This is a genomic window from Micromonospora sp. NPDC049151 (assembly GCF_040648395.1).
In the GTDB taxonomy this organism is placed as follows: Bacteria; Actinomycetota; Actinomycetes; order Mycobacteriales; family Micromonosporaceae; genus Micromonospora.
Window position 1 is genome coordinate 62,397 of the sequence record NZ_JBEZDP010000003.1, and the last position, 24,148, is coordinate 86,544.

Genomic DNA, 24,148 nt, shown 5'->3' on the forward strand with positions numbered 1-24,148 from the left:
ACCAGCGCGTGTATCGGATCTCCAAGGACGACCTGCCTCGGTCGGCTGACGCCGATCGTGGCGTTGTCCTGGAAGAACAACGACAGTCAGCTACCCTCCATCGCATGGATTCCCCTCGCTACGATGACGCCCGCCGGCGTCGATAGAGGCGCCGCCACGGGGGAGGTAGCGTCCACATGAAACGCCTCAGAGCTGCTGTCCCGATCGCCGTCGTCGCCGCCGGGCTCACCGTCGGCTCTCCGGCCTCAGCCGCCACTTCCTACGATGTTCCGCTGAAGAGTTGGGCCTATCTCGACTCGCAGAGCCCCAGGGCGAAGTTCGTCGACGCGGACGTGACGCCGCCGGTCGGCACGTCCCGCGACGCGGCCGGTCGGACGCACACCTACCGCTCCTACTTCACGTACGACCTGAGCAACTTGAAGGGCACTGTCGTCCACGACTCGTACCTGTGGACCGTCGAGAAGACGGTCACCGACTGCTCCGCCCCGGCGACCATCGAGGTGTGGCGGACCCGCCCGGTCACTGACAGCACCACCTGGCTGCGTCCGCCGGCCGAGGTCGAGAAGCTCCTGACCACCACTCGGGGGGCCGGCGCCTCCTGCCCGGCCTACCTGGGCCTGGACATGGTGGCCACGCTCAACGCGGCGCTGAGCCGGCGCGACAAGAGCATCACCGTGGAGATTCGGGTCGCCGCCGTTCAGGAGGCCGACGTGCGGACCGGTCGCACCTTCGCCAAGCCGGTGCTGAGTGCCACGGCGAACCATCCGCCCACGATCACCGGCCTGCAACTGAAGTACCCGGACCGGCCGTGCGGAACGCTTGCCAAGCCGTCGCCCGCGGCGCGGAACACGGTGTTCGCGGCCACCGCCAGCGATCGGGACGAGGGCGACTACACCACCGTGCTGTACGCGATCTGGCCGGTCGACCATCCCGATCAGCGTCGCGAGTTCCACGACTACTACGGCACGGACCTGAGCCAGTACGCCGACGGCACGGTCCTCGCCTGGCAGGCCCGGGCCAGCGACTACGACGACGAGGGGCCGTGGAGCAAGACCTGCTACATCGTCATGGACGTGACCGCTCCGGCGAATCCGCCGCAGGTCTCGTCGCGGACGTATCCGGAGGGCGACTCCCCGGGCGGTGGCACGGGCATCGAGGGCACGTTCCGCTTCGACGGGGCCGGCGACCGTGACGTGGTTGCGTTCGCCTGGCGTGACTCCTCGGGGTATTCCGGGCAGGTTCCCGCCCGGCGCCCGGGCGGCACGGGGATCCTGAAGTACACCCCGAAGCTGCGGTTCAGCACCGACCTCTACGTCGCGTCCGTCGACGCGGCGGGCAACCGCGGACCCGAGAAGAACTACCGGTTCCGGGTCGCCGAGACCGCGCCGTACGCCGAGGTCGTGGTGAACGGCGTCGGCCTGCCGAGCACGATCACGTTTGTCGCGTCGAAGCCCGAGACCACCGCGTTCGGGTATCAGCTCAAGGACGGCGCTGAGGTCCGCCTCCCGGCGGTCGACGGCAAGGCCACCGGTCCGATCACGTTCACCACAACAGGCCAGATCGAGATGGCTGTCCGCAGCTATGCCCGGAACAAGCTGATCGGGCAGGAGACGCTGAACGTCTGGGTCACCGACGCCCCCGGCGTCGAGTCGGCGGAGTTCAACCTGGACACCGACCAGGTCGCGGGCAAGGTCGGCACGTTCCGCTTCACCCCACGCAACAGCGACGTCGTCGCCTACCAGTACTACCTCGACGACGAGTAGAAGACCATTTCGGCGGCCGAGGACGACATCGCCGTGCTGTCGTGGACGGCGACGCCGGGCTGGCACTCGATGGTCGTCCGGTCGGTGAAGGCGGACGGTTCCACGTCGATGGAGACCCAATATCAGTTTTTCATCATCGACGCGCGCCCGACCGCCTACGCGCACGACCTGTCCAGTTGGCCCCGCCGGGACGGGGTCGGCGTGCCGTTGAGCATCGAGTTCGGAAGCCGGCTGCCGAACCTGACCGGGTTCGTCTACCGGTTCGACGGCGGCGCCGAGCAGACCGTGTCCAGCGAGGGCAACCCGTACGCCTACGTCACTGTCACGCCGCAGCACTCCGGCGACAACACAGTGGTCGTTCAGGCGCTGTTGTCGGACGGCACCCGATCACCCGCCACCACCTACACGTTCCGCATCTGGTCCGGGCCCGTGGTCACGCAGACGCCGGAGGGCGACGCCGTTGTCGGCCGGCCCGTGACGTTCACGTTCCGTCCGGGGCTGCCGGATGTCGTCTCGTACCGCTATCTGCTGAGGGGTGCCGAGGAGCAGACGATCGCGGCCGGTCCCGACGGCACCGCGACTGTCACGTACACGCCGGGTTCGTGGGGCTACGACGACGTCCGGGTCACGAGCGTCGGCGCGGACGGCACCGAGTCGGAGCTGCGGATCGCGGCCTTCAGCGTCCGGGACAACATGGTCAGCGTGTACAGCACCTACGACTGGTCGCGGAAGGGGATCGGCTGGACCGGTTACTTCTACTTCCACACGCAGCTGTTCGGCGAGGTGACCGAGTACCACTACCGCGTCAACGACGGCCCGGAGCAGGTCCTGCCGGCGAGCACCGAGGGCACGTCGACGCGGGTCGCGGTGCCGTTCGAACGCAACGGCACCAACACGATCCACGTGCGGAGCCGTACGGCGGACGGCGAGTTCTCGCCGGTGACGGACTTCGAGTTCACCGTCGGCAACGCGCCGTACGTCGTGAGCGCTCAGTATCCGGACGGCACCTGGTCGGGCGGCGCCGGTGTTCCCGGCACCTTCGAGTTCAGCGGCGGCACCCCGGGAATCGTCTCCTTCACCTGGCAGATCGACGACGGACCGGCGACGGACGTGCCGGCGGACAGCCAGGGGAAGGCGTCGATCACCTACACGCCGACGCAGAACTACCAGACGTACACCTTGTCGGTGACCGGCCACAAGGCGGACGGCACCGACACCGATGTCACCCGCTACTACATCTACGTCGCCAACGGCGGCTGACGACGCGGTACGCGGCCGGCACTGTCTGTCGATCGGGTGCCCCCACGCTAACGCTCGTTAGGTCTATGGTCAGCGACCATGGTGAATGCGAATCGCAATCTGGGGCTGGGGCACGGCAGCGCATTCGGCGAGCGTGGGGTGGCGAAGAGACTCGGCACATTGAGCCGGCACACATCGCTGACCGGCCGGCGATTACTGGAGATCGGCTGCGGGGACGGCACGTACACGATGCGGCTGGTCGACGCGTTCGCGCAGATCGAGGCCGTGGACATCCAGCAGGACCGGCTGAAACTGTTCCGGGATCGGCTGGCCGACGATCCGGCGGCGGCCCGGAAGATCAACGTACGGGAGCTGTCCGCCACCGAACTGGACTACCCGGACGGCAGCTTCGACCTGGTCACCGCCATCGAGGTGGTGGAGCACATCGACGACCTGGATGCGGCCCTGCGGCAGGTCCACCGCGTGCTCGTGCCCGGCGGCCGGTTCGCGCTGACGACGCCCAACCGGTGGTTCCCGTTCGAGACGCACGGCTTCCTGATCCGAGGCCGGCGGTACCGGCCGGCGCGGGGTCCGTTCCTGCCGTGGATCGTGCCGCTGCACCGTCGGCTCGCCGACGCCCGCTCCTTCACCGCCCGTGGATTGTCCGGGCAACTCCGGCGGGCCGGGCTGGAGCCGATAGCGGTGGACTACATCATGCCGCCGTTCGACAGGTCCCGCTTCGGACGCCGCATCCGGCCGGTGACCGACGCGATCGAACGCTCGCCGCTGAAGTTCTTCGGCATGGCCCTGGCGGTTGTCGCCCGCCGCCCGGCATGACGGTCCTGCCACGGGAAGCGTCCCAGGTTTAGCAGCTTGCCGGATGGTTATGAGGGGAATCGATCCGTAGACCGACGATCGAGGAGAGAGCCGATGGCCAGCGGTGCGATCCCGTCCGACGATCCGACCCGTACCCTCGTCCACGCCCGGCCCGACGACCCCGGCCTCGCGCACCTCGCCATCGCGGGCGGCACCTACACGATCCTGGTCACCGGTGAGCAGACGGCCGGCCGGTACTGCCTGATCGACATGCGGGTTCCGCCCGGTGGTGGCCCGCCTCCGCACCGGCACGACTTCGAGGAGATGTTCACGGTGCTCGACGGGGCGGTGGAGTTCACGTTCCGGGGCGAGCAGACCGTGGCGCGGGCCGGTGAGACGGTGAACATTCCGGCGAACGCGCCGCACTTCTTCCGCAACTCCTTCGACCAGCCCGCGCGGCTGCTGTGCATGTGCACGCCGGCCGGGCAGGACGAGTATTTCCTGCGCGTCGGCGACCGGGTGGACGGTCCCACCTCGCCGCCGCCGGCTCTCACCGAGGAGGAGCAGGCCGAGCGCCGGAACCGGGCCGCCGCGCTGGCGGCCGACTACCGCACCGAGTTGCTGATCGGCTGACACCGGCAGCACGCGAGCACCACGAAAACGGCTAACCGCCGTGGCCGAGACCACGACGGTTAGCCGTTTTCCGTACGAGGAGGTCAGCTCGCCGCGACGAGCTGGAACCGCTGGTTGGCCTGGCCGTTGCAGTCGTAGATCTGCACCTGCTGGCCGTTGCCGGTGCCCCAGACGTCGAGGCAGCGGCCGGACTGGACTCCGCTGATGGTGCCGTTGGAGTTCACGTTCCACTGCTGGTTGGTCTGGCCGTTGCAGCTGTAGATCTGGACGGCCGAGCCGTTGCCGGAGCCGGCGGCGTCCAGGCACATCGAGCCGTACACGGTCAGTTGCCGGCTGGAGGTGTAGGTCCACCGCTGGTTGGTCTGGCCGTGGCAGTCGTAGAGCTGCACCCGGGTGCCGTTGCTCTGCGAGGAGTTCGGTACGTCGATGCACCGGCCGGACTGGCTGCCGACGATCCGGCTCGCGCCGCCGGTCGGCGGCGGCGTGGTCGGTCCGCCGGTCGGGGTCACTGTCGGCGTCACCGTCGGGGTCACGGTCGGCGTGGGGTTGGGCGTCGCGGCGTTGAGGGCGTTGAGGACCGAGTTGTACGCGGCCTTCTTGTTGCCGCTGCCGTCGAACAGCAGCGGGTTCTCGTTCGAACGCCACGAGTCGCTGTCCCGCACGCCCCACACGGTGATGCCGATGCAGCGCGGCACGTTGATGCACGCCTGGGTCAGCCCGGCGTACTGGCTGGTGGAGGAGTTGGTGACGTCGACCTCGGTCAGCGCCACGTCGACACCGAGGGCGGCGAAGTTCTGCAGCGTGGTCTGGAAGTTGCCCGGCAGCGAGCTACCACCGGTGAAGTGGGTCTGCAGACCCACGCAGTCGATCGGCACCCCACGGGACTTGAAGTCCCGGATCATGTTGTAGACACCCTGGGTCTTGCCGTACGACCAGTTCTCGATGTTGTAGTCGTTGTAGCAGAGCTTGGTCGACGGGTCGGCCGCCCGCGCGGTCCGGAACGCCACCTCGATCCAGTCGTTGCCGGTGCCCTGAAGGTTGGAGCTGCGGCGACTGCCGTCCTCGTTGAACGCCTCGTTCACCACGTCCCACGCGGCCAGCTTGCCCTTGTAGTGGGCCATCACGCCGTTGATGTGGTCGATCATCGCCTGACGCAGGTTGCTGCCGTTAAGGCTCTGCATCCACGGCGGCTGCTGCGCGTGCCAGGCCAGCGTGTGCCCGCGGACCTGAAGACCACGCTGGGTGGCCCAGTTGTAGATCTGGTCACCCGAGGAGAAGTTGAACTGGCCCCGGTTGGGCTGCAGCGCCTCCGGCTTCATCTCGTTCTCGGCCGTGATCATGTTGAACTCACGCGCCGCGATCGTGCTGTAGGTCGAGTCGTTCAGCCGGTTCGCCGCGATGGCGGTGCCGAAGTAGCGGCCGGACTGTGCCGCGGCGGCGCCGAGCGTGCTCGCCGCCGCCTGGGCCAGGCTGGGCACCACGAGCGCGGCACCGGCAAGTGCCAGCGCGCTGGTGACGGCGGCCAGCACCACGCGGTGGCTGCGCCTCGGTAGATGTTTCATGACACTCCTCTGCATATCGGACGATGATGCGCTGGCGATGCCCGGCTGGACGCGGACGGGGCCGGCGGTGCGCAGGCCCTCCGCGTCACTGCCCTGAAACTTTCCGAAGATGTACCGGTAACTTCCCTGGGAAGATATCCGCGACGGCACGATCGGTCAATGTCGATGCCACGTCGAATATGGGCGCGCCCCGCAGGATCAGGGCAGCAGCCCATGGACGACAGTCACGGCGCGACGTTCGGCCCCAGACCGTCAGAGCACAACGAGGACCGAAAGTTTCGGAGAATCCCGGCGGGGCCGGTCAGCGATCGGCGGTGTCGTCGTACCGCTCGCGGTTGGCGCGCACCTCGTCCATGTGCGCCTCGGCCCACAGCTTCATGCCGTACATGAGCTGGTGCAGCGACTGACCGAGGTCGGTCAGCTCGTAGGTGACAGTCACCGGCACGCTCGGCGTCACGGTGCGGGTGACCAGGCCGTCGCGCTCCAGCGAGCGCAACGTCTGGGTGAGCATCTTCTGACTGACCCCGGCCAGCCGGCGGGACAACTCGGAGTAGCGCATGACCCGCGGCTCCGCGTTGCGGTCCGGGCCGTCGCGGCCCAGCGCGGCCAGGATCAGCGCCACCCACTTGTCGGAGATGCGGTCCAGGAGCTGCCGGCTCGGGCATTCGGCGAGGAACGCGTCGTACTCCTCCCGCGCCTGCGCCCGCCGCTGCGCCGCCGTCTGCGTCGGCATCGTCCGCGCCTCCTACCCGGGGGTACCCAACGCACTCCGAAGTGCGTACTTCCCGAAAGAAAGTTACCCCTCCATCGTGGAGCGGGAACACCCCTCACGAACAAGGAGACACAACCATGGGTACGCCCACCTTCCGCGCCGCAGTCGTCCGCACCCCGACCGGGCCGGACTCGATCGAGATCATCGACGTCGCGCAGCGCGAGCCGGAACCCGGCGAGGTCCGGGTGGACGTAACGGCCGCCCCGGTCAACCCGGCCGACCTCGGGGTCGTCGGCGGTTTCTTCCACTCACTGGGGCTCATCAACCAGCCGCACCACACCGGACTGGGCTGGGACTTCGCCGGTGTCGTCGCCGCGACCGGTCCCGGCGTCGACCTCACCGTGGGCACCCGGGTCGCCGGGCTGGTCGGCGGGTTCGACCGCGACTTCGGCACGTACGCCGAACAGCTCGTCGTACCCGTGTCCGACCTGGCCGTCGTACCCGATGGTCTGGATCTGACGGCGGCGGCGACGGTGCCGCTCAACGGCCAGACCGCGGCGCAGATCGTCGACCTGCTCGGCGACGCGCCCGACGGCGGCCGGCTGCTGGTCACCGGCGCGGCCGGCGCGGTCGGCGGCTACGTCGTGCCGCTCGCCCGGGACCGGGGATGGCGGGTGACCGGCCTGGCGCGGGCCGGGGACGAGAAGTTCGTCCGCGACCTCGGCGCCGACTTCACCACCGCGGCCGAGCCGGGCTGGGACGCCGTCGCCGACGCCGCCGGGTGGCAGGAACAGGGGTTCGCGCTGGTCCGCGACGGCGGCGTGTTCGTCGGCGTCCGGCCGAACGCCCTGCCGGCCGCCGAGCGCGGAGTCACTGTGCGCGCGGTCGACGTGCGCCCCGACGGCGCACGCCTGGCCGGCCTGCTCGCCCGCACCGCTGCCGGTGAGCTGCCCGCGCGGGTGCACGCGGTGGTGCCGCTGGACCAGGTGGCGGACGCGCACCGCGCGGTGGCGGAGGGCGGGGTACGCGGGCGCTACGTGCTGCGCCCCTGACCGCCGCGCGCCCGGTCCAGCACCTCCTCGACGGTGAGCGGGCTGCGCGGATGGTGGGTCAGCGACAGCGGGGTACGGATCTTGCGGGGTGCGGCGCCCTCGGCGGCGAGGTAGAACTCGCCGACCGTCAGGCGGGAGATGTCCGGCACGTCGCCGCCCTTGGCCCGGGCCATCTCGCGGGCCGCCTCGATCTGGATCGGGCTGTTCATCAGGCCGTAGAGCTGGGTGGCCGCGTTACCCGGGATGCGGTTGTGCAGGGCCTTCGGCGCCTGGGTGGCGAAGACCAGCCCGAGCCCGTACTTGCGGGCCTGGGCGGCGAGCGCCAGCGTGCTCTGGGTGCACGCGGTCATCGCGCCGGACGGGGCGAACGTCTGCGCCTCGTCCATGATGAGCAGCCCGAGCAGCGGGCGGTCCCCGGCCGGGTTCTTCTTGATCCAGGCGAACAGGGCCATCTGGAGCTGGTTGACGAAGCTCTGCCGGACGTCGTCGGACGGCAACCCCACCAGGCTGACCACGGAGACGCGGGCCCTCCTGCCGGGCGCGGGGGTGAGGAGCACACCGGGATCCATCGGCGTGCCCTCGCCCCCGAACAGCGGATCGTTCACCATGGCGGCGGTGAGGGTCTGCGCCAGGCTCAGGCCGATCCGGTCGGCGTCGTCCAGGTCGATGAGCCCGTCCGGCAGGTCGGCGAGCGTGTCGATGAGGCCCTGCAGGCGGGAGCCGCCGCGCCGGCCGTAGTGCTCGACGGCCTTGCGCAGCACGGCCAGCCCGAGGTGCGCCCGGGTGGCCCGGCCGGTCACCATGGCGCGCGGCGCGAGCGACGCGACGGCCGCCTCGACGGCCTCGGCGAACTCGTCCGGGTCGTCGCGTACGCCGGTGAAGTCGGGCAGCGGCTGGAAACTCAGCGGGCGGCCCGAGTTGCGGCGCGGCGTCCAGACGACGACGTCGGTGTGCGCGAGGTAGTCCCGGGCCCGGTGCGCGTCGCCCGGTCGCCACTGTGGCGGCGGCTCGGGCCATTCCTCGCCGAGGCGGGCGAGGTCGTTGTTGGGGTCGAGCACGATGGCGGAGACGCCCGCCAACGCGCACTCCTCGACGATGCGGCGGATGAGGACGGTCTTGCCGGAGCCGGAGCCGGCGAAGATCGTGGTGTGCTTGCGCAGCGCCTCGAGCGCCAGCGGCACCGGTTCGCCGTCGTCGTACCCGTGCCCGATGACGAAGGACGGGTCGGCCGGAGCGGTGGCGGCCGGTGCCGGCCCGGCGGGTTCCGGCGAGGGCCCGGCGTCGGCGGTCCACCGGTCCACATCGGCCAGCGCGTGCTGGAGGAACTTCAGTTCCCGGGTCGGCTGGCGCGCGGCCAGCCAGCCCTGGAGGTCCATGGTGGCCTCGGCGAGCATGACCCGCAGCGCGGACAGGATGCGCACGTCCTCCTCGTCGACGCCGAGCGTCTGGCCGCCCGCCTCGGTGAACGCGGCGACCGCCCGGCCGGTGGCCGCACTCGCCGACCAGGCGCGGTTGCGCAGCAGGAACAGCTTCCGCCGGCCCGATCCGGTGTCGAGGGCGGCGGACACGCTCGCCTTGCGGAGCCGGGCCAGCGCGGCGTTGCCGTGGTGGTCGTCGGCGATCGCCCGAAAGCACCAGTGCACCTGGTCCTCGGTGCGCTCGTCGAGCGTGAGCCGCAGCCGGGCGTGCAGCGGCGGGTCGGTGCTCGGCGGCGGGTCGACGCTGAACGCCTCGCCCGCGTCGCCCCGCTCCAGGATCCAGGCGGTGAGCCCGGCCGCGAGCAGTGGCGGCATCACCTCGTCCTCGGACGCGCGTCGCAGCGGCCCGGTGACGTCGGCGGCCTCCCGCAGCTCGGCGAACCGGGCCTCGTACCGGTCCATCTCCTCGCCGGTGGCGGTGACCGGGGCGGGCCGGGGCGCCCGGGGTTCGGCGGTGGGTGGCTCGCCGAGCGTGGTCATCTCCCGGACCTCGTCGTCGGCGATGCACGCGCGGATGTGCCTGTCGATCTCGATGAGCAGTTGGCGCGGGGTGAACGCGCCGGCCTCGGCGAAGGCGCGCGGGGACACCGGCCATGACGGGTACGGCGGCACGAACCCCGCCTCCCGGTAGCGCACGGTGAACCGCTTCTCGATGATCGCCCGAGCCAGGTCGGCGTCGTCGATCCGGCGCAGTCGGGGCGCCTCGCGGAACCGGTCGGCCACGGTGTCGGCGGCGGCGGACCTGATGACGGTCCACGAGTTCGGGATGCACGCGAGAACGGTGAGCGTGCGGCGGGTCGACTGCCGCAACGCCATCAGGCCGTCCGCCATCCGGGCCAGCATCAGCGCCTGCTCCGGGCTCATCGCGGCGGCGCCGACCAGCGCCGGGTCGCTCTGGATCGCCAACTGGGCGATCAGCGTGTCGATCTGGTCGATCGCCACCACCGACGGGCCGGTGAGGGCGAGCAGCCAGGACAGGTCCTGCACGATCTGCTGGGCCGGGCGCGGGACGCGGCGCATGCCCCAGGCCGCGCGTTCCCCGGCGACCATCTCCTCACCGGAGAGGAAGTAGTTCTCCGCGACGTCGCGGTGGGCGATGTCCTCGGAGGCGCTGAGCGCCAGCGCCCGCGCCGTCTCCTGGCAGGTGCGGGCGGTGTGCCTGTCGAAGTCACCGAGCCCGTCCAGGAAGGCGTCGAGCGCCGCCTTCGTCAGTTCGGTGTCGCCCATGACGGCCCGGCGTGCCGTCCGGGGCGCCCCAACCTTCGCGGACAACCGCCGCAGCAGCAGTTTGAGCTGCGTCTCGCTGCTGCCGGGCACCGGCCGGGACAGGCCGTCGAGCATCGCGGCGAGCACACCGTCCCAGAAGCCGCCGGCGTCGAGCAGGCCGACCAGGAAGAAGTAGCCGCCGCGCTCCTGCACCTGCTGGCGGATCACGCCCAGCAGGTGGGTCTTGCCGGAGCCGCGCTGGCCCTGGACGACCAGGCCGAGCGGGCTGCCGTGCGGGTTCTGCGCGGCCTCGTCGACCCCGGCGAGAACCTCCCGCACCACTGGTACGTGCAGGCCGTCGACGTGGAAGGGCAACGGGCGCCACACGTCGTCGGGCACCGGCGCCCAGTCGAACCGCAGGGCGGCCAGCGCGTTCCGTTCCGCCTCGTTCATTACCCGCCGATCGCCAGCAGGTGATTGTCCTGCCCGCCGAGGCGAAGCGCGGCCTCGATGTCGGCCCCGGTGAGCGTCTTCTGGTTCGACTCCGGCGCGATGGTGACGCCCTCGGAGCGGCTGAGCCGGCGCAGGGCCTCGTCCAGGTCGCCGCGCGGCACGTCGGCGAAGAACGGCCGCAGCCGGCGCAGGCTCACCCAGGCGCCGGGTTCGTCGGCGAGCGCCCGGTACGCGGCGACCACCCGAGCCTCCATCGACCCGGACGGCTCAGCGGCAGGCGCGCGCACGTCGGTGAGCGCGAAGAGCTCGGCGAGCGTCGCGCAGCCGCTGCGGGCCAGGACCCGATCGCGCAGGCTCACCTGCAAGGCGGTGAGCGCCGCGCCGAGCGCGCTCGCCCCGCGCAGCGCGAAGTCCAGCTCGCTCTGCATCCGTACCCAGCCCTTGTCGTCTAGTTGCAGGGCGTACGTCGGTCCGCTCCTGCGGCTGGCGACGTAGTGCAGGCGGGTGAGCTTGTCGCGCTGCGGCTTGCGTACGACCAGGCCGTAACGGTCCCGCAGTTCGGTGCTCAGCACCTCCCGCGCCTCGGCCATGAGCACGACGAGGATCGCGCTCTCGGATGCGGTCAGGTCATCGCCGGCCATGGTGCCGTCCTTCCGCCAGGTCTCGGCGACGGGCCCGCAGACAGGTGCCGATCTGCGCGACCACGGTGCCGACGTCGTGGATTACTCGGGCGTTCGTGAAGCGCAGGACGGCGTAGCCGTCCAGTTGCAGTTGGACGTCGCGTTGCCGGTCGGCCTCGAACCGGACCGGGCGGCAGTGCTCCGGACCGTCGATCTCCACCACGCATCGCTCGTCCGGCCACAGTAGATCCAGGCGTACCGGCGCGGCCAGGCGGTGCGACTGGTAGCTCTGGTTCCATCGCCGCCCGGCCGACCAGCTCTGCGCCGCCAGCGCCGCCTCCAGGCGCTTCTCGGCGTCGCTGCCCGGATGCGGTCTACCCGCCGCCGGCGCGTGCCCGGCGGGCGGCGCGGCGGGCACGGTCGGCGGCGCGGGGAACGCCGGAAGACCGTCCAGCCCGGCCGCACCGGCGCCGACCAGCCAGACCGCCGGACCGCCGTGCTGCACGAGCCATCCCCCACCGGCCGCGACAACGGCGGCGTCGCCGTGGACCGGCTCGACCAGCAGCACCACCTTCCGCCGACCGAACGCGCCGGCCACCAGACGCGCCAGCGCGGCGGCCCGCACACGTAGCGGGAGCGTCGTGACGCTCGGCCGCCGCCCGGTGACCGCGAAGACGGCCAGGTCGGTCAGGAACGAGCCGGGGTAGCGGTCCCGGCGCGAGCGGGCGGCGGCCGCGGCCCGTACGGCGGCGAGGCCGGAGACGTCCGGGCGGACGCCGTCAGCGGTCTCGGGCAGCCAGGCCGGGAGCAGCTCGACGGCGACCTGTTCGAGCCGGTCCAGCGCGGCGTGCACGAAGTCGGCCGGCATCGCGTACGCCGAGGCCGGGCGGTGCACGACGGCGGCCGGCTCCGCGTGGTCGTGGGCGATCGTCATGGCGACCGTGTCGGCGTGTGCGCCGGGCAGGGCGACGACGCGGTCGGTCGGCAGACCGGCGAGGACCGGCTCCATGCAGCGTCGACCCTCCCCCACCGTCGACCCCCGACGTCGGATGACCAGAGTACGAATCGTCTTCGGTCGGCGCCAGCCCTGATACGCCGGACGGCGACGAAATGGCGACGCTCAGGTGATGTCGCGGCGCATCGGGACGACCACGGCGACCGCGGCGGCGGCGAGCGCGTACCCGGTCAGCAACAACGCGCCGGCCGCCGGTGGCAGGAGCGCGACGGCGTCGCTGCCGAGCTGCGCGGACATCGCGTCGGCGACGTAGGTGAAGTCGGTGAGTGCGGCGGTGGCGCCGCCGGGCAGGAGCGGGTAGAGCGCGTTGACGCCGGGGATCATCATCAGTACGGGCTCGGCCAGGTACAGGTAGCCGACCACGACGCACACGGCAGCGACCTGGTTGCGGAGCAGCGCGCCCACGCCGGTGCCGACAAGGAGGTACACCCCCATCGCGACGCCGATGCGGGCGAGCAGCGCCAGCACTGTGGGAGCGGGCAGGCCCAGCGACACGCCACGCGCGGCGGCGACGGTGAACAGGGCCACCGCGGCGGAGCCGGCCAGGGCGACCCCGTAGCCGAGGCCGACGATCGCGTGGGTGGCGAGTTTGGCGGCGAGCACCCGCCCTCGGCGCGGCGCGAACATGAACGTGACGGCGGCGGTGCCGTGCCGGTACTCGGACGTCGCCGCGAGGGCCCCGGCCGCGGCCGGCACGAAGGCGGTGAAACCGAGGAGGCCGAGGATGGACCGCAGGCCCTCCTCGGTGTGCAGGCCGGGCATCGGCGGGTCGAAGTTCTCCGGTCCGACGAGCGCCATGAGCCCGACCAGGCCGCCGCCGAGCGCGACGGCGGCGAGCAGCAGCCCGGTACACATGCGGGTGGCCAGCACCCGGCGAAGTTCCGCTCTGACCAGGTTCATCGGGCCTCCGCCGTGTCGGTGGTCAGGTCGAGGAAGAGCTGTTCGAGGCTTGTGGTCTCGGTGACCAGCTCGTGGATCCGCAGCCGGTGGTCCGCGGCGAGGTCGGCGACGCGCGGCGCGTCCAGTCCGCGTACCCGCAGACGGCCGGGCCCGGCGGCCTCGACGGACCCGGCGGCGGCCGTCAGGGCGGCGGCCAGGTCGGTGACGTCCGGCGAGGTGACGAGCACCGTCGACGGGCCGGTGAGCCGGGACCACGGCCCGGCGGCGACGAGTTCACCGCGCCGGATCACCACCACGTCGTCCACCACCTGCTGGACCTCGTGCAGGACGTGGCTGGAGACCAGCACGGTGCGGCCCTCGTCGGCGAGCCGGCGCAGCAGGCCGCGCAGCCACGACATGCCTTCCGGGTCCAGGCCGTTCGACGGTTCGTCGAGCAGCAGGACGCGGGGGTCGCCGAGCAGCGCCGCGGCGAGGCTGAGACGTTGGCGCATGCCGGTGGAGAACTCCCGGGTACGACGGTCGGCGGCCGGCGCGAGGCCCAGCAGATCCAGCAGTTCCGCGACGCGGCTGTCCGGACAGCCGGCCATCGCGGCGTAGACACCCAGGTGGTCACGGGCGGTGTGGCCGGGGTGGAACGCGTTGCCGTCGAACACCGCGCCGACGGTCCGCGACGGCTGGGCCAGCCGGCCGTACGGCTGCCCGCCGATCGTGGCGGTGCCGCTGGTCGGCGTCACCAGTCCGGTCAGCATGCGCATCGTGGTGGTCTTGCCGGCGCCGTTCGGGCCGAGGAAACCGGTGACCGCGCCGGGTCGTACGGTGAAGGTCAGGTCGCGGACGGCGGTGACGTCGCTGTAGCGCTTGGTCAGGCCCGACGCCTCGATCGCCAGCCGGTCGCCGGTCATGGCCGGCCCCTCGTCGCACGCCCGATCGCCTCGGCGAGGTGCCCGGCGGCCGGATCGGAGACGACCACCTCGTCGAACTCCCCGCCGGCCGCCGCGCGGTCCAGCACCAGGTGCAGCCCGGGCTGACCGCGCCGGGCTGCCACGAGCTGCCGGGGACCGCCGAAGATGCCCCAGACACCGACCTTGGCGAAGCCGGAGACGGTGTACCCGCGCCGGGCGCCGCGGGCCAGCCGGATCGGCTCGTCCACCGGGGCGGCGTGCCGCACGGCAGCCAGGCGCAGCGTGAATCGTTCCCGCCCGACCCACAGTCGTTCCCATCCGGTGAACCGGATGTCGATCACGTCGCCGTCAAGCGTTGTCGAGGCCATCAGTCGTCGCCCTTCGTCGTGTCGGAGTCGTGCGCTGACGTGGGTGTGTCGCCGGGGGTCGCCGGGCGATCGGCGGGCATCAGGACCGTCGCGAGCAGCCGGGGGATCCGTCCGTCGCCGGGGCCTCTGGTGAGGAACGGGCCGACCAGGGCGTTGAGCCCGGCCGCGAACTCGTGCAGCTCGGCGTCGGTCAGGTGCAGGACGAGCTGCTGGTAGCCGACGCCGTCGGCGACGAAGTCGACGGAATCCCGGGCGAGGTAGCGGGAGAACTCCGACAGCAGACTCGACACGAACGCGGTGAAGTAGCGCGCGTGGTCCTCCGGCGTCGCCGTCGCCAGGGCCGCCGGGTCCAGCGCCGCGCCGTGCGCGGGCAGCGCGTACACCCGCTCGACCGCCCCGCGGACCTTGCGCTCCTGCACCACGTCGAGCATCCCGGTCTTCACGAGCGTCGCCAGGTGGCGGTAGAGGGTGGCCTGCGGGACGTCGGGCAGCAGCTCGACCAGGTCGTGCGTGGTCACCCGGGCACCGGCGACCGCGCGCAGGATCCGGATCCGCACCGGGTGCAGCGCGATCTCCGCCCACCGCTCCATCGACGTCGTCACGCCGCAGACGTTATCACTATCGAGAACGATAATGGTAGGCCGGCGAAAGAGGACGGTGCCGGAAGGCAGCCGTCAGGTGGACGGACGGGTGTGGTGGGCGAGCACCCGCGCCAGCAGCCGGGTCAGGTCCGCCCGCTCGTCCGGCGACAGCGGCGCGAGCAGCTCGTCCTGCACGGCGGCGAGTCGCTTCTCCAGCCGCCGCAGCTGCCGCCGCCCGGCTGCGGTGACGGTGACGACGTTGCGCCGCCGGTCGGCCGGGTCCGGGCTGCGAGTGACGAACTCGCGCTCGGCGAGTTCGTTCAGCGCCGCCACCACGTCGCTGACGTGGATGCCGCTGCGCCGGCCGAGCGCCGCCTGGCTGGCCGGCCCGAACTCGTCGAGCGTGGCGAGCAGCCGGAAGTGGTAGCCCCGGGCGTCGGCAGCCGCGAGGCCGTCGGCGACCAGCCGGCCGGCGCGTACGGCGGTCTGGGTGATCAGCCAGCTCGGCAGGCCGGCCAGGCGTGTCGGCACGAGGTCCGGCTCCGGGTTCTCCACGCGCCCAGCCTATCCGAAACCGTTGGCGTCCCCAACGATCTACGTTACCGTTGGCCATACCAACGTTAGTGTCACCAACGGAAGGCGGAAGCCGTGATCGAGCCGTTTCGCGTCCACGTCCCCCAGGCCGACCTCGACGACCTGGCCGACCGCCTGGCCCGCACCCGCTGGCCCGACGAGCTACCAGACGCAGGATGGGACTACGGCATCCCGCTGGACCGGGTACGGGAGCTTGCCGAGCACTGGCGCACCGCGTACGACTGGCGGGCGGCCGAGGCCGAACTGAACCGGTACCCGCAGTTCACCACCACCATCGACGGGCAGAACATCCACTTCCTGCACGTACGCTCCACCGCCCCGGACGCGCTGCCGCTGCTCCTCACGCACGGCTGGCCCGGCTCGGTCGTCGAGTTCCTCGACGTGCTCGGCCCGCTGTCCGAGCAGTTCCACCTGGTCGTACCGTCGATCCCCGGGTTCGGCTTCTCCGGGCCGACCCGGGAACGCGGCTGGGACGTCGACCGCGTCGCCCGCGCCTGGGCCGAGCTGATGCGCCGGCTCGGCTACCGGCGGTACGGCGCACAGGGCGGTGACTGGGGTTCGGTCATCTCCACCCGGCTCGGCGGCATCGACGCGGAGCACGTCGTCGGCGTCCACCTCAACTACCTGCCCACGCCCCCGCCACCGGGCTGGACCGGCGAGGCCGGACTGTCCAGCGAGGACCGGGACCGGCTGGCCCGGATCATGCGGCTCAGGACGCAGCGGCACCCCCACCAGGTGCTCTACGCCAGCCGTCCGCAGACCGTGTCGTACGCGCTGCACGACTCACCCGCCGGGCAGCTCGCGTGGATCGCCGAGAAGTTCACCGAGTGGACCGACCCGGGGTCGGCCGTCAGCGTGGATCGCGTCCTCACCGACGTCTCGGTCTACTGGCTCACCGGCACCGCCGCCTCGTCCGCGCGGCTGGTGCGGGAGAGCGCGTTCGGTGGCCCGCCCGCACCCTGCCCGCCCCCGCTCGGGGTGGCCGTGTTCGCGCACGACATCACCCGGCCGGTACGCCCGATCGCCGAGCTGACGTACACGATCCGGCAGTGGAGCGAGTTCGACCGGGGCGGTCACTTCGCCGCCCTGGAGGTGCCGGAGCTGTTCGTCGACGACGTCCGGTCGTTCTTCTGGAACCTGCGGTGACGGCCGCGCTCAGCTCAGGGCCGCCGCGAACATCCCCGGCTCGTACGAGCCGCCGCGCTGGTGCACGAGCACCGCGAACCGGTTCGCCGCGTTGATCAACCCGAGCAGGCACACGAGCGCGGCGATCTGGTCGTCGTCGTAGTGCTTGCGTACCCGCTCCCACGTCTCGTCGGACACGCCCTGGTGGGCGTCGGCGAGCCGGGTGCCCTCCTCGGCGAACGCCAGCGCCGCGCACTCGGCCTCGGTGAAGACCGTCGACTCACGCCAGGCGGCGACCAGGTTCAGCCGGACCGCGCTCTCGCCGCCGGCCACCGCCTCCTTGGTGTGCATGTCGATGCACCAGCCGCAGCCGTTGATCTGGCTGGCCCGCAGCGACACCAACTCCTGGACGGTGCGGGGCAGCGACGACTGGTGGATCACCAGGCCCGCGCCGGCGAAGCGCTTCATGAACGTCGCCGAGACCGGGTTGTCGAACAGGTTGAATCGGGTCTGCATGGTGGCGCCCTCTCTGCTGGGGTGGTGTCTGACGACCACGAGATGCCGGGGACGCGTCCGGCGTGACGGCGTCGCCGGGTGAGGACCGCCACAACGACCCGGTGTCACACGGCGGCGGCGGGCGGCGTCTGGTGGGGAACGGACCCGAGCGGCGAAGGAGTCAGTCATGGCGAACCCGGCCACCGAGGACTTCCTCGCGCACCGGAACCTGCTCTTCACCGTCGCGTACGAGATGCTCGGCTCGGCCGCCGACGCGGAGGACGTGGTGCAGGAGACCTGGCTGCGGTGGGCCAGGGTCGACCTCGGCGCGGTCCGGGACCGGCGCGCGTACCTGGTGCGGATCACCACCCGGCAGGCGCTGTCCCGGCTGCGCACGCTCGGGCGGCGCAAGGAGTCGTACGTCGGCTCGTGGCTGCCCGAACCGCTGCTCACCGCGCCCGACGTCGCCGACGACGTGGCGCTGGCCGAGAGCGTGTCGATGGCGATGCTGCTGGTGCTGGAGACACTGACGCCGACCGAGCGGGCCGTGTTCGTGCTGCGGGAGGTGTTCGCCGTCGGCTACGACGAGATCGCCGAGACCGTCGAACGGAACCCGGCCACGGTGCGGCAGATCGCGCACCGGGCGCGGGTCCACGTCGCGGCACGCCGCCCCCGGCGTACCGTCTCGGCGGCCGAGGCCCGCGACGCGCTCGACGCGTTCCGGCGGGCGGTCGAGACCGGCGACCTGGACGGGCTGCTCCGCGTTCTGGCCGACGACGCGGTGCTGGTGGGCGACGGCGGCGGGATCAAGCAGGCGATCGTTCGGCCGATCAGCGGCGGCGACAAGGTGGCCCGCCTGCTCGCGGGTGGGTGGCGCCGCGTCGCCGCCGTCGCGTCGATGGAACCGGCGCAGGTGAACGGCTACCCGGCGCTGCTGGTACGCCTCGACGGTGAGCTGGACACCGTCGTCGCGGTACGCCTCGACGACGGCCGCATCAGCGGCCTCTACGCGGTGCGCAACCCGGAGAAGCTGTCCCACATGACCCGCGAGACGACGCTGCGCCGCTGAGCCGGCGATCGTGCGACGATCGGGCGATGAGCAGCGCCGCCCCACCCGACGTCAGCGCCCTCGCCGTCAACGTGACGGTGCCCGAGGAGCTGCGCTGGACCGACACCCGGCGCGGCGAGGAGTTCACGCTGACCACGCTCAACATCAGGCTGCTGCCGGACGGGCGCCTGGCCGCGAAGGCGTACGGCCGGCCCACCGCCGGCGGCCGGGGCGCGTACGTCTCGTTCCGGGTGCCCGACCGGCCCGAGCTGGCCGCGCTTGTGGCGGCGGCGGCCGACCGGGCCGTCGCGCTCTGGGGCGCGCACGGCGGCCTGGGCTGACCGCGCGGCTCAGCGGCGGAGGCCGACCCCGCCGTAGCCGTGCGACACCGCTGCCTGCGGTTCCCCGTCGGGCCGCCAGTCCGCCACCTTGACCAGGCCCGGCTCGACCAACTCGTAGCCGTCGAGGAAGCGGGCCACCTCGTCGCGGGTGCGGGGCACGAGCGGGGAACTGCTGCGGCGGTAGATCGCCGTGCCCTGCTCGGTGGGCAGCGTCGGCAGGCCGTCCAGGGTGAGGTGGGACAGCGCGAGCACGCTGCCCGGGACTGTCGCGTCGCGCAGCGTCGCCACCGCCGCGTACGGGTCGTCGGCGTCGGGCACGAAGTGCAGCACCGCGAGCAGCAGCACCGCCACCGGCTCGGACAGGTCGATGGTGGCCCGCAGCGCCGGGTCGGCCAGCAGCTCGGCGGGACGCCGCAGGTCGCCCTGGAGCACGACAGTGCGGCCGTCGGCAGGCAGCAGCCGCCGGGCGTACGCGACGGCGACCTCGTCGTGGTCGACATAGACCACCCGGGCGTCGGGGCGGACCGTGCGGACCACCTCGTGCACGTTGCCCTGGGTGGGCAGGCCGGCACCGATGTCGAGGAACTGGCGTACGCCCTGCTCGGCGGCCCAGCGCACGACCCGGCGCAGGAACGCGCGGTTGCTCTGCGCGGCGGCGCCGGTGTCCGGGAAGATCTTCAGGATCTCCTCGGCGGCGGCGCGGTCGGCGGCGAAGTTGTGGCAGCCGCCGAGGTAGTAGTCGTACATCCGGGCGACATTGGGTCGGTTCTCAGCCTCCGTCACGCCTCGATGTCTAGCACTCTGCGCGACACACCGCTGACCCGTCGTGTCGGTGATCCGGTTGATCCCGCCCCCCACCTGGTACGACGGTGGGAATACACCGTCGCGAGGAGGTACCGATGACAGGTGGACGGGAGACAGTGGAGGTCGAGCCGGCGGTGTTCCGCGCCGTCTACGACTCGCCCGCGTCGCTGCCCGGGCGGCACCGGTGGACCACCCCGGAGGCGGACGTACGGCGGCTGGAGAAGCTGCTGAACATGCCGGCGCGCAGCATCGGCGCACCGCTGTGGGTCAGCGGCGACGACCCGGACTGCCCGAAGTGCGGCCGGCGGGTCACCTGGTACGACATCGTCGCGTCCGCGCTGCACGGCGTGCACGACCACACGATGATCGCGCGGGTGATCCTCGGCGACCGCAAGTACGTGAACACCGAGGTGCCGGACGCGATCCCCGGAGTCCACTGTGCCGACTGCCGCACCCCGATCACCGGGCTGCGCAGCTTCAAGTGCCACAACTGGGCGTACGCGTTCGAGGCGCTGGAAGAGGTCGTCGCCCGGATGTCCGGCCTGCCACCTCAGTCGTCGCCGCCGGCCGCCTCCTGAGCGCGCCGTTCCGGACGGCGGCCGGGCGGGGCCTGCGGCTCGGGGCCGGGGTCGGGCACCGGCGGCATCGGCCGGGTGACCGGCCCGTCGCCGGTGACCCGGAGCTGTTCGCCGTGGTGCCACAGCTCCACCGCGTCGCCCGGCCCGGCGTCCGGCAGCTCGTAGCGGGCCTCCCGCTCGGTGAGCGTGACCCGCAGCCGCTGCCCGTGCCGGCGCAGGTGGAACGCGAGCCGGCTGATCGGCCCTGGTAGCCGCGGCTCGAAGGAGAGCACGCCCCGGTCGTCGCGCAGCCCGCCGAAGCCCTGCGCCACCACCAGCCACGCGCCGGCCAGGGACGCCAGGTGCAGCCCGTCGGCGGTCTTGTCGCCGAGGTCCGCGAGGTCCTGCAACGCCGTCTCGGCGAACAGGTCGTACGCCAGGTCGAGATGCCCGACCTCGGCGGCGAGGATCGCCTGCGCGGACGCCGACAGCGACGAGTCCCGGACGGTCCGCGCCTCGTAGTAGGCGACGTTGCGCGTCTTCTCCTCGGCCGTGAACTCCCCCGGGCAGCGCAGCATGGCCAGCACCAGGTCGGCCTGCTTGACCACCTGCTTGCGGTACAGCTCCAGGTAGGGGAAGTGCAGCAGCAGCGGGTAGTCGTCCTCGCCGGTGCCGGCGAAGTCCCACTCCGGCTGCGCGGTGAAACCGGCCGACTGCTCGTGCACGCCGCGCTTGCCGTCGTACGGGACGAACATGGCGTCGGCGGCGGCCCGCCAGGCGGTCACCTCGGCGGCGTCGACACCGAGCCGCGCGGCCACCTCGGGGCAGTCCTCCGCCGTGTCGGCCGCGCCGCGCAGGTTGCGCCGGGCCATCAGGTTGGTGAAGACGTTGTCGTCGACCAGCGCGGAGTACTCGTCCGGGCCGGTGACGCCGGTCAGGTGGAACGCGCCGCCGTCGTCGAAGTGGCCGTATCCGTGCCACAGCCGGGCGGTCTCGATCAGCACCTCGGCACCGCACTCGGCGAGGAAGGCGGTGTCGCCGGTGGCCGAGACGTACCGCAGCACCGCGTCGGCGATGTCCGCGTTGACGTGCAGACCCGCGCTGCCGGCCGGCCAGTAGCCGGAGCACTCCCGGCCGCTGAGCGTCCGCCACGGGTAGGTGGCGCCGGTCAGGCGCAGCTCGGCCGCGCGCTCGCGGGCCTCCGGCAGGTGGGCGTGCCGCCAGCGCAGCGCCGAGCGGGCCAGTTCCGGCGCCAGGTACGTCAGCACCGGCAGCACGTAGCCCTCGGTGTCCCAGAGCACGTGCCCGTCGTAGCCGTTGCCGGTCAGCCCCTTGGCCGGGATGGTCCGGTCGCCGTCGGCGCGGCCGGACTGGAGCAGGTGGAACACCGAGAACCGCACCGCGAGTTGCAGCTCCGGGTCGCCGTCCAGTTCCACGTCGGCGGTGGCCCACGCCGCGTCGAGCGCGGCGCGCTGCTCGGCGAGCAGGGCGTCGAATCCGTCGTCCCGGGCCGCGCCCGCCTCCGCGACGACCAGGTCGGCCAGCTCACCGGCCGGGATGCCGTCGACGTCGGCGCACTCGTACGCGGCGAACCGGGTGACCCGGATGCGCTCGCCGGGGCGTACCGGGCCGGTGAGCGCCAGCCGGAACCGGTCGGCGGTCAGCTCGGTGCCGGTGGCGACCTCGCCGGGCGCCTCGATCCGGTGCGCGACGGCGACGGCGACCCGCTGGCCGCTGCGCCCGGTCCGGTGCACGAGCACGCCGTCGAGACCGTCTTCGCGGCGGAGTTCGCCGGTGAGCGGATCGTGGATCACGGAGGCGGCCCGGGGGTCGTCGGCGCGTTCCGGCACCCGCTGGTTGGCGAGCAGGTCGGCACCGGCCCGCAGCCGGACCGGCCCGTCCAGCGGCTCCGCCGTCCAGTCGAGCGCGGCGACCGGGCGGCGGGTCAGCGAGACCAGGCGGGTGCTGCGGATCCGCACGCCCCGGCCGCCCGGCGAGACCCACTCGGTCTCCCGGCGCACCACCCCGGCACGCAGGTCCAGCTCCTGGTGGTGCCGCCGGATCGTGCCGGTGCCCAGGTCCAGCGGCTCGTCGTCGACCCAGAGCCGGATCAGTGCGGCGTTCGGCGCGCTGATCACGGTGTCGCTGAGTTCCGGGAACGCGTATCCGCTCTCCGGGTAGCTCAGCTCGTGCTGCTCGTGGAACCCGTTGAGGTAGCTGCCGGGCATGCCGCAGGGCTCGCCCTCGTCGAGGGTCCCGCGCCAGCCCACCCAGCCGTTCGCGAGCGCGAAGACGGACTCGGTCTCACCCAGCCGGTCCAGGTCGTCGCTGGTGCGCCGGATCCGCCAACCGTCGTCGCCGTGCGACACGTGCCCTCCCGAGTCCGAAGCCTGGACCGCCACCGAACCAGACCCGGCTGGGAGGTGGCTGGGACTCCGATACCCGTGGCGAACCCGCCCGCACCCGCGGGTGGCCGATCACACGGTGACGAGCACCATCGCGGCGGCGGTGCCGAGCACCAGGAACGGCCCGAACGGCAGGTGCCCGGACCAGCGGACCCGCCGGGCGGCGAGCAGCACCACCCCGGCCAGCCCGGCCAGGGCGAGCGCGAACACCAGCCCGGTCACCAGCGCCGGCCAGCCGTACCAGCCGAGCAGCGCGCCCGCGCCGAGCGCCAGCTTGGCGTCGCCGAGGCCGAAGCCGCGCCGCCCGAACAGCAGCGTGGTCGCGGCGAAGCCGCCGCCGAGCGCCAGACCGGCCAGGACGGCGCGTACCCACGGGCCCGCTCCCGGACCGGTCAGCGCGGCCACCCCGAGCAGTGCCCACACGCCTGCGGCGGACGGCCAGGTGAGCCGGTCGGGCAGGCGGTGCGCCATCGCGTCCACGATCGTCATCGGCACCGCCCAGACCAGCCACCACGCCAGCGCCAGCCGCGCGGCGGGCGCACCGCCGGCGAACAGCGGCACCGCCACCGCGAACAGCAGCGCCACCTCCACCACCGCGGGCGGCGCGCCGACCCGGGCCCGGCAGCCGGGGCAGCGGGCGGCGGGCCCGAGCGCCGGCAGCGGCCGGTCCAGCCCGATCGGGGCGCCGCAGCCGTCGCACGCCGTCCGGTCCGGACACCCCTGCGGTACGGAGTAGCGCGCCACCGCCAGCCGGAGCAGGGGTACGACGGCGAGGGCGGCCGGGAGCCCGGCGTCGACCACCGATCCGGTACACCGCACCCGCTCCGCCATCATGCCGGCCCTCCCGTTCGATCGCCGTGCGTTCCATCACCGAGTACGCAGAGTGATTCTGGTTCATCTTGCGATGTGACGGTTGCACGCCACACGTGCACCTGACGCGACGCGCCGGAGACCGCGCCGAGCCGGGGCAGGCGCCGGGCGGATCGGCGGGACGGATCGGACGAGCGGCACCCTCCCCACCCATACCGGCGGCTCGTCACCACCGCCGCGGCGTGTACGGGCGAGCACACGCCATCCGGCTCGAAGCCCCGCCGGAGCCCACTCGTCATCGTGGTGACACACACCGACCACCACCTCCCGTCTTCACTCACCGTGTTCACGTGAATTACCTCTGTTGCATCGGCGGACGTGAGCCTATGCTCGCCCCTTGGGTACGACGCAACCCCCGATCAATTGGCGTCGTAGGCACCAGGCACCGAATCCGCAGTGATCAGTACAGGTAAATACCAGTGGTGGCGACGGGGGCCCGGAGTGACAGTTCCGGGCGCGCTTCCGCATGCCCGGAGCAGGTCGGCGTGATCGCCCCGGGCCGGCACCGAGGAGGATCGGCGTTGCGCACACGGCACTCCCGCCGATGGAAAATCTTCCTGCTCAGCCTCACGCTGACGGTCGGTTCGGCCGGCTGCGGCACCGAGCCGG

The 24,148-nt window shown here is 72.3% G+C and carries 23 protein-coding genes; 9 read left to right on the forward strand and 14 right to left on the reverse strand.

Going from position 1 to position 24,148, the window contains the following annotated elements; all coding sequences use genetic code 11:
- The first annotated feature begins 176 nt into the window (after positions 1-176).
- The 4 genes from AB0B20_RS05260 to AB0B20_RS05275 all read left to right on the forward strand — a co-directional run bounded on the left by AB0B20_RS05260 (position 177) and on the right by AB0B20_RS05275 (position 4,451).
- Positions 177-1,763, forward strand: coding sequence for a hypothetical protein (locus AB0B20_RS05260; RefSeq protein ID WP_357468312.1), 1,587 nt, complete (start codon positions 177-179; stop codon positions 1,761-1,763).
- A 33-nt stretch (positions 1,764-1,796) separates the two neighbouring features.
- Positions 1,797-3,023 (forward strand): hypothetical protein, encoded by a 1,227-nt coding sequence (locus AB0B20_RS05265; RefSeq protein ID WP_357468315.1) that lies wholly within the window; start codon positions 1,797-1,799, stop codon positions 3,021-3,023.
- Positions 3,024-3,182: 159 nt separating this feature from the next.
- Positions 3,183-3,839, forward strand: coding sequence for a class I SAM-dependent methyltransferase (locus tag AB0B20_RS05270; RefSeq protein ID WP_357468318.1), 657 nt, complete (start codon positions 3,183-3,185; stop codon positions 3,837-3,839).
- Positions 3,840-3,932: 93 nt separating this feature from the next.
- Positions 3,933-4,451 (forward strand): cupin domain-containing protein, encoded by a 519-nt coding sequence (locus AB0B20_RS05275; RefSeq protein WP_043327473.1) that lies wholly within the window; start codon positions 3,933-3,935, stop codon positions 4,449-4,451.
- A gap of 83 nt (positions 4,452-4,534) precedes the next feature.
- Here AB0B20_RS05275 and AB0B20_RS05280 read toward each other — a convergent pair whose 3' ends face one another.
- Both AB0B20_RS05280 and AB0B20_RS05285 read right to left on the reverse strand, forming a co-directional pair.
- Positions 4,535-6,013: an endo-1,4-beta-xylanase gene (locus AB0B20_RS05280; protein ID WP_357468323.1), complete on the reverse strand. Its 1,479-nt coding sequence runs from the start codon at positions 6,011-6,013 to the stop codon at positions 4,535-4,537.
- 301 nt (positions 6,014-6,314) lie between these two features.
- Positions 6,315-6,746, reverse strand: a complete 432-nt coding sequence (locus tag AB0B20_RS05285; protein ID WP_357468326.1) for a helix-turn-helix domain-containing protein — start codon at positions 6,744-6,746, stop codon at positions 6,315-6,317.
- 116 nt (positions 6,747-6,862) lie between these two features.
- Here AB0B20_RS05285 and AB0B20_RS05290 point away from each other — a divergent pair, with 116 nt between their 5' ends.
- Complete coding sequence (locus tag AB0B20_RS05290) at positions 6,863-7,777, forward strand: NADP-dependent oxidoreductase (protein ID WP_357468329.1); 915 nt, start codon at positions 6,863-6,865, stop codon at positions 7,775-7,777.
- On the opposite strand, the gene AB0B20_RS05295 is transcribed toward AB0B20_RS05290, so the two are convergent.
- The 8 genes from AB0B20_RS05295 to AB0B20_RS05330 all read right to left on the reverse strand — a co-directional run bounded on the left by AB0B20_RS05295 (position 7,759) and on the right by AB0B20_RS05330 (position 15,855).
- A complete protein-coding gene (locus AB0B20_RS05295) occupies positions 7,759-10,914 on the reverse strand; it encodes a DUF87 domain-containing protein (RefSeq protein WP_357468332.1) in 3,156 nt (1,051 codons plus the stop codon). The two genes, AB0B20_RS05290 and AB0B20_RS05295, sit on opposite strands and share 19 nt — an antisense overlap.
- Positions 10,914-11,555 carry a hypothetical protein gene (locus AB0B20_RS05300; RefSeq protein ID WP_357385006.1) on the reverse strand — a complete coding sequence of 214 codons (642 nt, stop codon included), beginning with the start codon at positions 11,553-11,555 and terminating at the stop codon, positions 10,914-10,916. Before AB0B20_RS05300 ends, AB0B20_RS05295 begins: the two co-directional genes overlap by 1 nt.
- Entirely contained in the window at positions 11,542-12,543 is a 1,002-nt protein-coding gene (locus tag AB0B20_RS05305) for a DUF559 domain-containing protein (RefSeq protein WP_357385008.1), read from the reverse strand. Before AB0B20_RS05305 ends, AB0B20_RS05300 begins: the two co-directional genes overlap by 14 nt.
- A gap of 111 nt (positions 12,544-12,654) precedes the next feature.
- Positions 12,655-13,449 (reverse strand): ABC transporter permease, encoded by a 795-nt coding sequence (locus AB0B20_RS05310; protein WP_357385010.1) that lies wholly within the window; start codon positions 13,447-13,449, stop codon positions 12,655-12,657.
- Positions 13,446-14,351: an ATP-binding cassette domain-containing protein gene (locus AB0B20_RS05315; protein ID WP_357468336.1), complete on the reverse strand. Its 906-nt coding sequence runs from the start codon at positions 14,349-14,351 to the stop codon at positions 13,446-13,448. The genes AB0B20_RS05310 and AB0B20_RS05315 overlap by 4 nt, the downstream gene beginning before the upstream one ends.
- Entirely contained in the window at positions 14,348-14,719 is a 372-nt protein-coding gene (locus tag AB0B20_RS05320) for a hypothetical protein (protein ID WP_357468339.1), read from the reverse strand. Before AB0B20_RS05320 ends, AB0B20_RS05315 begins: the two co-directional genes overlap by 4 nt.
- Positions 14,719-15,321, reverse strand: a complete 603-nt coding sequence (locus AB0B20_RS05325; RefSeq protein ID WP_357468342.1) for a helix-turn-helix domain-containing protein — start codon at positions 15,319-15,321, stop codon at positions 14,719-14,721. Before AB0B20_RS05325 ends, AB0B20_RS05320 begins: the two co-directional genes overlap by 1 nt.
- 72 nt (positions 15,322-15,393) lie before the next feature.
- A complete protein-coding gene (locus AB0B20_RS05330) occupies positions 15,394-15,855 on the reverse strand; it encodes a MarR family transcriptional regulator (protein WP_357468345.1) in 462 nt (153 codons plus the stop codon).
- A gap of 93 nt (positions 15,856-15,948) precedes the next feature.
- Between AB0B20_RS05330 and AB0B20_RS05335 the strand changes: the two genes are divergently transcribed.
- Positions 15,949-17,040: an epoxide hydrolase family protein gene (locus AB0B20_RS05335; RefSeq protein WP_357385020.1), complete on the forward strand. Its 1,092-nt coding sequence runs from the start codon at positions 15,949-15,951 to the stop codon at positions 17,038-17,040.
- Between the two features lie 9 nt (positions 17,041-17,049).
- Here AB0B20_RS05335 and AB0B20_RS05340 read toward each other — a convergent pair whose 3' ends face one another.
- Positions 17,050-17,535 carry a carboxymuconolactone decarboxylase family protein gene (locus tag AB0B20_RS05340; protein ID WP_357385022.1) on the reverse strand — a complete coding sequence of 162 codons (486 nt, stop codon included), beginning with the start codon at positions 17,533-17,535 and terminating at the stop codon, positions 17,050-17,052.
- Positions 17,536-17,701: 166 nt separating this feature from the next.
- On the opposite strand from AB0B20_RS05340, the gene AB0B20_RS05345 reads away from it, so the two are divergent.
- The gene (locus AB0B20_RS05345) at positions 17,702-18,583 is read left to right on the forward strand and encodes an RNA polymerase sigma-70 factor (RefSeq protein WP_357468348.1); all 882 of its coding nucleotides are present in this window, start codon (positions 17,702-17,704) and stop codon (positions 18,581-18,583) included.
- Between the two features lie 26 nt (positions 18,584-18,609).
- Positions 18,610-18,903, forward strand: coding sequence for a hypothetical protein (locus AB0B20_RS05350; protein WP_357385026.1), 294 nt, complete (start codon positions 18,610-18,612; stop codon positions 18,901-18,903).
- 9 nt (positions 18,904-18,912) lie between these two features.
- On the opposite strand, the gene AB0B20_RS05355 is transcribed toward AB0B20_RS05350, so the two are convergent.
- A complete protein-coding gene (locus AB0B20_RS05355) occupies positions 18,913-19,686 on the reverse strand; it encodes an SAM-dependent methyltransferase (protein WP_357385028.1) in 774 nt (257 codons plus the stop codon).
- Between the two features lie 116 nt (positions 19,687-19,802).
- On the opposite strand from AB0B20_RS05355, the gene AB0B20_RS05360 reads away from it, so the two are divergent.
- On the forward strand, positions 19,803-20,285 hold the full coding sequence (locus AB0B20_RS05360) for a hypothetical protein (RefSeq protein WP_357385030.1): 483 nt from the start codon (positions 19,803-19,805) through the stop codon (positions 20,283-20,285).
- On the opposite strand, the gene AB0B20_RS05365 is transcribed toward AB0B20_RS05360, so the two are convergent.
- Complete coding sequence (locus AB0B20_RS05365; protein WP_357468352.1) at positions 20,258-22,633, reverse strand: glycosyl hydrolase family 65 protein; 2,376 nt, start codon at positions 22,631-22,633, stop codon at positions 20,258-20,260. The genes AB0B20_RS05360 and AB0B20_RS05365 overlap by 28 nt on opposite strands.
- Before the next feature lie 108 nt (positions 22,634-22,741).
- Positions 22,742-23,503, reverse strand: a complete 762-nt coding sequence (locus tag AB0B20_RS05370) for an A24 family peptidase (RefSeq protein WP_357468355.1) — start codon at positions 23,501-23,503, stop codon at positions 22,742-22,744.
- Between the last annotated feature and the right edge of the window lie 645 nt (positions 23,504-24,148).